At 45.0% G+C, this 9,570-nt stretch carries 7 protein-coding genes; 4 read left to right on the top strand and 3 right to left on the bottom strand.

The window, feature by feature from the left end:
- Positions 1-213: 213 nt before the first annotated feature.
- Positions 214-2,019 carry a proline--tRNA ligase gene (gene proS, locus K4039_RS25975; RefSeq protein WP_265239392.1) on the bottom strand — a complete coding sequence of 602 codons (1,806 nt, stop codon included), beginning with the start codon at positions 2,017-2,019 and terminating at the stop codon, positions 214-216.
- 273 nt (positions 2,020-2,292) lie between these two features.
- Here proS and K4039_RS25980 point away from each other — a divergent pair, with 273 nt between their 5' ends.
- From K4039_RS25980 to K4039_RS25990, 3 genes are all read left to right on the top strand, one after another.
- Entirely contained in the window at positions 2,293-3,234 is a 942-nt protein-coding gene (locus tag K4039_RS25980) for a hypothetical protein (protein ID WP_265239393.1), read from the top strand.
- Positions 3,235-3,318: 84 nt separating this feature from the next.
- Positions 3,319-3,603: a hypothetical protein gene (locus K4039_RS25985; RefSeq protein WP_321161662.1), complete on the top strand. Its 285-nt coding sequence runs from the start codon at positions 3,319-3,321 to the stop codon at positions 3,601-3,603.
- Between the two features lie 367 nt (positions 3,604-3,970).
- The gene (locus K4039_RS25990) at positions 3,971-7,096 is read left to right on the top strand and encodes an MFS transporter (protein WP_265239394.1); all 3,126 of its coding nucleotides are present in this window, start codon (positions 3,971-3,973) and stop codon (positions 7,094-7,096) included.
- 82 nt (positions 7,097-7,178) lie between these two features.
- Here the strand turns inward: K4039_RS25990 and K4039_RS25995 are convergent, their stop codons facing one another.
- On the bottom strand, positions 7,179-7,769 hold the full coding sequence (locus K4039_RS25995) for a Uma2 family endonuclease (protein ID WP_265239395.1): 591 nt from the start codon (positions 7,767-7,769) through the stop codon (positions 7,179-7,181).
- A 435-nt stretch (positions 7,770-8,204) separates the two neighbouring features.
- Here K4039_RS25995 and K4039_RS26000 point away from each other — a divergent pair, with 435 nt between their 5' ends.
- Positions 8,205-8,684, top strand: a complete 480-nt coding sequence (locus K4039_RS26000) for an orange carotenoid protein N-terminal domain-containing protein (protein ID WP_265239396.1) — start codon at positions 8,205-8,207, stop codon at positions 8,682-8,684.
- Between the two features lie 44 nt (positions 8,685-8,728).
- Here K4039_RS26000 and K4039_RS26005 read toward each other — a convergent pair whose 3' ends face one another.
- Positions 8,729-9,403, bottom strand: a complete 675-nt coding sequence (locus K4039_RS26005; protein WP_265239397.1) for an acetoacetate decarboxylase family protein — start codon at positions 9,401-9,403, stop codon at positions 8,729-8,731.
- Positions 9,404-9,570: the final 167 nt, after the last annotated feature.

Consider the following 9,570-nt stretch of genomic DNA (forward strand, 5'->3'; position numbering starts at 1 on the left):
GCCGCTCTTTCTTTTTCCATATCTTTCTGTGGCATTTGTAAGTTATTCATTTTTTTATTGTCACAATCAATTATTGCATATAATTATATCATAATAAGTGTAGATAATGATTTAGGATTGCTATATCGCACCTTACTACTCGTTAATGTAGGGTGCGCACTGCGCACCTTACCTCTATACGTTGCGCACTGCGCACCTTACCGTTATTAAGGCTTATTTGAGGGCTGCCTCAATCCACTGTTTTAAAGTAGCATTAACTTCCTCAATGAGAATTTCATGGGATTTGTGAGTTGCTCTTTCCACAATTTCAACTTTACCTGTTTTCAGGGAACGGCCAGTCACAATTCGATAGGGAATGCCAATTAAATCGGCATCTTTGAATTTAACTCCGGCTCGTTCGTCGCGGTCATCTAATAATGTTTCAACGCCAGATTGATTGAGTTGTGCGTAGAGTTTTTCGGCAACTTCTACTTGTTGAGCATCGGAAATATTCGGGATGCTAATGATGGCGTGATAGGGGGCGATCGCCACTGGCCAGATAATCCCATCTTTGTCGTAGGATTGTTCTACGGCAGATTGAGCCAGCCGCGACACGCCAACGCCGTAGCAGCCCATGATAAAGGGCATTTCTTCGCCTTGTTCGTTGGTGTAGGTAGCCCCCATCGCTTCGGAGTATTTGGTGCCTAATTGGAAGATATGGCCGACTTCGATGCCTCTGGCGCTTTGCAAGGTTTGTTCGGGATTGTGCATTGCCCGATCGCCCTTTTTGGCAGTTCTGACACCCACAACCGTTGCAGGTAGCGGAAACTCTTTATTCCAATTAGCTCCCACAACGTGGTATCCTGACTCGTTAGAACCAGTGACAAAGTTGGTAAGATCGACAGCAGTGCGATCGACCAAACGCAAAAACTTAGAATTTACCTCCTTACTCCCAGCAATATAATCATCAGCAACATCGGGAGCCATATAACCCAGAGGCAAAGATTTAGCCGTCCATTTCCGTTGAGCTTCCGCATCAGGAACCGTCAAAAACAGAATTGTTTTAGCTTGATAATTTGGTGCCAACTTAGTTAATTCATTCAGCAACTTTACCTGATTCACATCTTGGTCGCCGCGAATGCTTACCAATACCAAAACTGTAATACCGCTGTCATAAACAGCCTGATAAAGCACATTTTTGACAACTTGCGTCGAAGAACACTTCAAAAACTTGCAAAGTTTATCAATTGTGTCAGTTCCCGGCGTTTCCCGCTTTTCAAAAGTTGCAAATGACGAATTTTCAGCATCAGCAGGCATCGATACAGCCTTCTCCACATTAGCAGCATACTGACCGTCATCAGTATAAAGAACTTCATCCTCACCCGCTTCTGCCAGCACCATAAACTCTTGAGAACCAGAGCCACCAATTGCACCAGAATCGGCATCTACTGCTCGGAATTCCAAACCCGAACGGCGCAGCATATTGCTGTATGCTCGATCCATATCCTGATAAGTTTTTTTCAAACTTTCTTCGCTAGTGTGAAAAGAATAGCCATCTTTCATAATAAACTCGCGACCGCGCATCAACCCAAAACGCGGGCGAATTTCATCACGAAACTTAGTTTGAATTTGATAGAGATGCAAAGGCAACTGCCGATAGGAACGAATCATATCTTTAGCAATTGTAGTAATCACTTCTTCGTGAGTTGGGCCCAATCCCAATTCAGTATCGCGACGGTCTGTGAGAGAAAACATGATACCTTCAGCTTGAGTGTAGGTATCCCAGCGACCAGATTCCCGCCACAAATCGGCAGGTTGCAGTTGCGGGAGAAGGCATTCTTGAGCGCCGGTAGCATCCATTTCTTCCCGCACAATTTGGGAGACTTTTTTGAGAACTCGCCACATCAAAGGTAGATAAGCGTAAATGCCGCTCCCGATGCGCCGGATGTATCCCGCACGGAGTAATAGTTTGTGGCTGGGAATTTCTGCTTCTGCGGGGTCTTCCCGCAGGGTGACGAAAAGCATTTGAGAGAGTCGCATAGCTAATTTCCTTAAAATACCGGATGATTGTAATCTCAGATTAACTTCTGATATTATCAGAACTCAGCCTGATTTGATTAAATCTATGAACAAAATTTGGAAAAATTATCAAAAAGGTATGACAGCGTATGATAATTGTCACTCTCCTACTCTGCAATCTCAGTGGATTGCTTTAAAAGATGAAAACAGTTGACAGTTGACAGTTGACAGTTGACAGTTAAGAGTTAAGAGTTGAGGGCGAGATTTTTAAACAGTTGATAGCTGACAATTATCATGACCAGATTCATCCACGACCAATTTGCAAAACAATATCTCAAAGAACTATTAACCCCTCTCGGCAATGTCGAAACCAGCCGCGACATTGCTGGAGAAGTGAGGCAGATTGACGTTTTTTTTGCCCCAAAAGCGGAACCAGAAGTCGAACCAACGGCCCTCGGCATTTTGGGTCAAATCGCAGCAAAACCCGCTGTATTGGAACCATTCCGCAGTCCAGTTCAAACCGGAGAAATTCGTAGTTGTTTGGGCAAACTATTTGATGTCCACGCCGAATATGAACGAGTCGCAACTAGAGATAATAGCAGGATTGCAGAGGCAGACTTGCCCCAACTCTGGATACTGTCGCCGACGGTTTCCGACACCATGCTAGCTGGATTTGGAGCGATTCCCGAACCAGAAAATTGGGTAAATGGAGTTTATTTTCTGAGTCCGTCTCTGAAAGCAGCAATCATTGCCATTCACCAACTCCCCCGCACTCCCGAAACGCTGTGGCTGAGGGTTTTGGGGAAGGGAAACGTCCAAAAGCAAGCTATTGCCGAATTGAGAGAATTACCCTCTGATAATTTCTTTCGGTTGAGCGCGTTAGAATTGTTGTACAACTTGCGAACAATTTTAGAAGTCCGCCAAGACATAGATCGAGAAGATCGGGAGTTAATTATGGAACTGTCACCCCTCTATTTGCAACGACTTGAAGATGCAACTCAGCGAGGTATCCAGCAAGGTATCCAAGAAGGTATCCAAGAAGGTATCCAGCGCAGCCAACGCTTGATGGTTGAGAGTATGCTACAAGTGAAATTTGGTGAAATTGATGAAGAATTATCCCAAATAATTGAGCCTTTGATTAAACTAGAAACCCTCGATCGCACGCGACTAATTAGGCAACTAGATCGCACTGAATTACTAGCTCGTTTTCTGCCTGACAATCAAACGGAATCCTAACTCAGCAGCGCGCTCTACGATATGTAGGGTGCGCTCAATATCACTTGACTGTTTATTATAGATCGAGAAGATCGGGAGTTGATTATGGAACTGTCACCCCTTTATTTGCAACGACTTGAAGATGCAACTCAGCGAGGTATCGAGCAAGGTATGCAGCAAGGTATCGAGCAAGGTATCGAGCAAGCTAAACGCCTGATCGTTGAGAGTGTTTTACAAGTGAGATTTGGCGAGATTGATGAAGAATTAGCTCAAATAATCGAGCCTTTGATTCAATTAGAAACCCTCGATGATTGCACGCGGTTGACTATGCAGCTAGATCGATCGCAATTATTAGCTCGTTTTCAGCCTAAAAATCAAACGGAATCCTAAAAAGCCAGCGCACTCTACGATAGGTAGGGTACGCTGCATCCCAGTTTACTACTATTCATAATTACTAGCCATCGCCCCCGCCTCAAACTTGCCTTTTTTGGCCTAACTCTACGGCTACTCCTCCCAAATCAACTCATTTCTGACTTTAGAGGGATTTATTTTTCCGCTTCCAGAGCCATAATCAGCAGTAAGGATGACATAACTAAAGAACTAATTTACTATTCATCCTGATTTCACGAATTAGGGCTTCCGTAAGATAAAGCCTGACGAAAAAAACCACCATCTAAAAAGTGTAAAGTCCCCAACTTAAAAGTTAGGGGCGAGTTTCAATATGCCTGATTCGGCATCAAACTTTAGGAGGTAATTTATGTTTGAAAGCGAGTTATTAATGTCTGTGTACAGTCCAAAACTCAATATTGCCCAAATGCCAGTAGAAATAGATATGCCATTTGAACACCCCGATATCGAAGGGCTGATGTTTTTAAGCCCTCAGTTTTTCGTGGCATTAATCGCTGGAGTCATTATGGCTTTCGGCTTTCAATTCCTGTTAACAAATTTCTCGATTGCTGCCAAAATATCCAATTGGGATGAGGCTTTACCCGATGATGATGACGATTCCGAAAGTGTTGGCACTAAAATTCGTAAGACTGAAGGTCTAGTCGGAGGTTGGATTTTAGTCACAGTTAACCTAGCTTTATTCTTAGCTTGTTTTCTGGCGGTCAAACTAACTTCAATTGCCTCTGTAGATGGAGCGGCAATTATTGGTGTGGTCATTTGGTCGGCGTACTTTTTAACGCTGGTATGGCTCGGTTCTAGCGCCGTCGGTTCGATGATAGGTTCCTTGATAAAAACTGCTTTTTCAGGCATTCAAGGCGTGATGGGTACTGCTGGTTCGGCGATCGGCGGCAAGATGGCCAGCGACCAAATGGTAAATACTGTAGAAGCATCTGTGGCTGCTGTCCGCCGCGAATTGAGCTCGGCTGTAGACCCGGAGAGCATTCGCGAAACACTGCAAGATTATGTGGGTTCTTTGCAGTTGCCGAAGCTGGATGTCAAGGAAATTCGCGGTCAATTTGAAAAGTTGCTGGGGGATGCTGATATCAAATCTTTGGCAGGAACCGATGTTTTAAAGAATGTTAACCGCCAAACTTTTGTGGATTTAATTAGCAGCCGCAGTGATTTTTCTCAAGAGGAAATAAATCAAGTAGCTGACCAACTCGAAGGCGTTTGGAAGCAAACCTTCGGCAAGCAGCAAGAAAAGAAAGACCCGAATTTAGAGTTAGTGGATTTTCTCAAGTTTGCGGCTCCTGATTTGCTGAAGTCTGACGAACTCAATGCCAAATTGTCTCAAATTCTGGAAAATCGGGACAACAAATCGGAGTCCAGCGGGGGCATGAACCGGGCGATGCAGTTGGGTTTGGAAGCTCTTGTGGGTACTGTTTTGTCGCGGACTGATTTGTCTGATTTGGATGTTGAAAAAATCTCTGGTAAGTTGCAGCAACTAACTGCAAAAGGCAAGGAAAAAGCTAAGTCTTTGAGCGAGAAGGTGGGCGATAAATTGCCTGCGCTGCCTTTCAATACAGCTAAGGCTGATGTGGAAAATTACTTGCTGAATACTCAACCTTGGCATCTCAACCGAGAAACTATCAAGCAGGAATTTAGGGATGTGATTTACGATCCCGAAGCTTCTCCGGGGGCGGTTTTGCGCCAGTTAGAGATGTTTAATCCTGAGTATTTTGTAGGGATTTTGAGCCGCCGCGAGGGGTTTAGTCAGGAACAGGCGACGGAAATTGCCGAACAGCTTGAAGGTGTCCGTCAAGAAGTTTTGGGAATTGTTGGAGATGCTGCTGGTGAGGAACAGTCTCAAGATTTACGCAGCCGAATTGAGCATTATTTGCGATCGACTGGTAAGGAAGAATTGAATCCTGAAGGTATCGAGAAGGACTTCCAAGCGCTTTTGGACGATCGCGATGCTGGTTTTGAGGCTTTGCGCGATCGCCTATCGCAATTTGACCGCGATACTTTGGTACAATTGCTCGGTCAGCGGGAGGATTTCAGCCCGGAAGAAGCGGATCAGTTAATCGGGCGGCTGGAAAGTTCGCGCGATCAAGTAATTTCCAAAGCTCAAGAATTGCAAGAGCAAGCGAAATCAAAAGCACAAGAAGTACGCCAAAAGGTAGAAGAGTATCTCCGCAATACTAATAAGGAAGAACTCAATCCTGAAGCGATCGAGCGCGAGTTTCAAACGCTGTTAAACGACCCGGAAGCCGGATTTAAAGCGCTGAAAGAACGCTTATCTCAATTCGATCGCGATACGCTGGTGCAACTGCTGTCGCAGCGCCAAGACCTCAACGAAGAACAGATAAATGGGGCGATCGCAAAAATCGAATCCGTGCGCGACAACATTGTCCACGCACCGCAAATAGTGGCGGATAAAGCTAAGGAACAGTACGAGGAAGTTACTGGGAAAATTGGTGAGTATCTGCGGAATACCAACCTGGAAGAACTCGATCCTGAAGGTCTGAATCGAGATTTGACCAAATTGTTTGAAAATCCTAAAGAAGGCGCTTTGGCGCTGCGGGAAAGGCTGTCTCAGGTCGATCGCGAAACTTTGGTTAAGTTGCTTTCGCAGCGGGAAGATTTGAGCGAAGAACAAATCAATCGGACGATCGATCGCGTGCAAGATTCGATTCGCACGATCGTGAAATCGCCCCGTCGTTTGGCATCTCGCGCTCAAAAAACTGTCAAGGATTTCCAAGGAAGTTTGGAAAATTACTTGCGGAATACGGACAAGGAAGAGCTCAATCCTGACGGAATCAAGCGCGATTTACAGTTGCTGTTTAACGAGCCGGGAACGGGGATGCAAAGTTTGGGCGATCGGCTCAAGCACTTCGATCGCGGTACGCTGGTAGCGTTGCTGTCGCAGCGGGAAGACATTTCCGAAGAGGAAGCTAACCAAATTGCCGATCGTATTGAATCAGTCCGCAACGAGTTTGTCGAACAAATTCAAATGGTGCAAGATAAGTTCCAGTCAGCAATTGACGGTATTTTCGCGAAAATTCGGGATTACCTCAATTCGCTCGATCGACCAGAACTTAATTACGAAAGCATCAAACGAGACATCCGCAAAGTATTTGACGATCCGCAGGCCGGATTTGACGCGATTAAAGAGCGTTTAGGCGAGTTCGATCGCGGTACTTTAGTGGCGGTAATTAGCTCTCGTTCCGATATTTCAGAAGGCCAAGCCAACAAAATTATCGACCAAATTGAAGGAGCCAGGGACAGCGTGCTTTCGCGCTCGGAACGCCTGCAAGAGCAAGCCAAAAAACGCATTAAAGATATCAAGAAAAAGACCAAGCAGCAAGCAGAAGATGCGCGGGAAGCCGCAGCAACTGCTGCTTGGTGGCTGTTCGGTACAGCTCTAACTTCTGTGGTTGTTTCGGCGCTGGCTGGAGCAATAGCAGTGGGCGGTATTTCCGGTTTGTTTAGCTAGAATTTCAACAAGTTTCAATCAAAATTCTCCTGATTCTAGGCTGGCTTTATGTCAGCCTTTTTTCTTGGGAAGAATATCAAAATTATTCAGGATTCACAGTTTGCGGAAACACTCTCGATAAATCGAGCGCCAAGTCGTGAAAACAAGGCAGATTAACAGACTCGTTGGGCAGAAAAATCAGTGTCTTGCGATAACCAAATTGACCTGTTGCATTCTGATAGGGTTCGCTGTAACATTCCAAGCAAGTTTGTGATAAATTAAATATCCAATAGTCAGAGATTTCCGCTGCCGCATAAAGGGGCAACTTAACCTGTTTGTCATAACTTAAAGAAGAATCTGCAATCTCAATCAGCAACAGTATATCCGCTGGACAGGGGTGAGAGGATAGATAGTCGTCAGGGCGATTTTGCACGATCGCGCGATCGGGTTCTGGTTCGCTGTCATCCGGCAAAATAATCGGTTGTTGCCCTCGCAGTGTCGCCCGTTCTCCCAGCAGCTTAAATAACTCGCGTTCCAAGCGTGTCTCGCAAACAGAATGAGCAGTACCTTTAGCTGCCATTTTCACAAGTTCTCCATTAATTAACTCAACTCGCTCGTCCTCCGCAAAAAATCCCAGTTCTGTCAAGCGGTGATATTCCTCTGTGGTGAAGCGTTTTGCAGTTGCGATCGACATAACAGCCACCTCTATACAGGTTTGTTGCGATTATAGGCGATCGACGATCGGCTAAACAATGCTAATCAGGAACACAGCTAACAACAATCTGGTCAAATTTGCCTCATCCTTTGGTTGCAAATTTTCTCAATTTTTGTGAATTTACTCTCCGAACTTATGTCCGGGATCATCTCCAATACGGTTTACTTAAGACAGATCTCCCTGGCACACCCCTTAAAAAGGGGGGGACAAGAAACCTCTCAAAGTCCCCCTTCTTAAGGGGGATTTAGGGGGATCTCCGGGGCATAAATAGTGTTAAGTGAACCGTATTGGGATCATCTCTGTCTTAAGCAAGATTCTAGCATCATTATTTATTAGGTACTTTAACTAAGTAGCAAAAAAAAGTTTTCTCAAAAACAAGAAAACTGAGCAATACATATTATTTTGGAGACTGAAATGACATTTTCTACTACCAGCACTTACGACCAAGGAAAAGCAGAGATTCAGAGCTTGAGCGTAGACGATCAATTAGGTTTGCTGTGGTTTGTTTACACCGAATTGGGCAAGTCAATCACGCCAGCGGCTCCGGGTGCTGCCGGTTCCGAAATCGCTGAGGGTTTGTTCGAGCAAGTCAAGCCGCTGCCCCACGAAGAACAACTGCAAGTAATGCGCGACATTGCCTCAAAAGCCAATACTGAAATCAGCCGGATGTACGGCTCGATGAGCCCTGAAACGAAGCTGGCTTTTTGGTACTTCCTGGCAGTAGGAATGGACGAAGGAACAATTATTCCCGTACCTTCCGACTATAAACTTCCCGAAGCGGGAACTGCTTTATTAGCAAAGATTAAGGGCATGGATTTTCAGCAGCAAATTGATTTCCTGCGCGGTACAGTTTTAGAAATGGGTGCTGAAGCGGCTCCGGGGGCTGGCATTTAATTTTAGTATAGTGAGGTGCGCACTGCGCACCCTACAAATTCCAGCTAATAACTGAATTGTGCGGCTCTGTTCCCCACAACTTCCGGCGCACCTGCAATTAGACGCATATCTTCGCAGCCAACTGTAAGCAAGGGCTGAGATAAGTTTAAATTGGCAAAATGACTATCTTCAGGTATTTCTAATTCGCCCCTGAGCAAACCGATTCGAGAGTTAAATTCTCCTTTAAATAGGAGCAAATTGCTGCTTAATGCGCTGAAAACATTTCCGCTAAAAGATACAGGTAGCGCTAAACTTTGCTTGCTGTAATTGAGACTGCACAGTTGACGGTTGGCTTGGCTAACTGTGACGCGGTAGCCTAGCGGTGTTGCTTTTACTGAATCGTTGCCTTCCCAACTAAATTGAGCTAATTCTTTAGGAAGTCCCCAGATTTCGCGCCCGCCAGCTACTGAGTTAGGGTTGTCTACGTAGATGTGGGAAATCCAAGCGCCCCATTTTCCTGCATAATTGGCGATCGCGCTTACGACAATTAGCTCATTGTACTCCATCACGGAACCCAACCCGTAGGAGGATATATAAACTCCACCTAGGGTTTTTCCTGGCAATACAGAGACTATTTCTAACTCAGAGGGAACCAAGGGGCGCACCCGTGCCACATCTATTAATTGTAAAGTCTGAACAGCATAACCTTGCAGATTCCAAGGTGCAGGTGGATATACCATTTTAAGTGCTTTAATGTCTGATATTTTATATTTATTTTAGCTTAGGAATGAAAATTTAATAACCTCAGCGGTGTATAATAAATAAATGAGTGAATATGAATAGGTTCATGTTTCGGTATTGATGTCAAATATTATACCTACTTGGTTCTTCTTATGTCGCCCATGAT

The sequence above is a fragment of the Lyngbya sp. CCAP 1446/10 genome (genome assembly GCF_026130175.1).
Taxonomy (GTDB): domain Bacteria; phylum Cyanobacteriota; class Cyanobacteriia; order Cyanobacteriales; family Microcoleaceae; genus Microcoleus.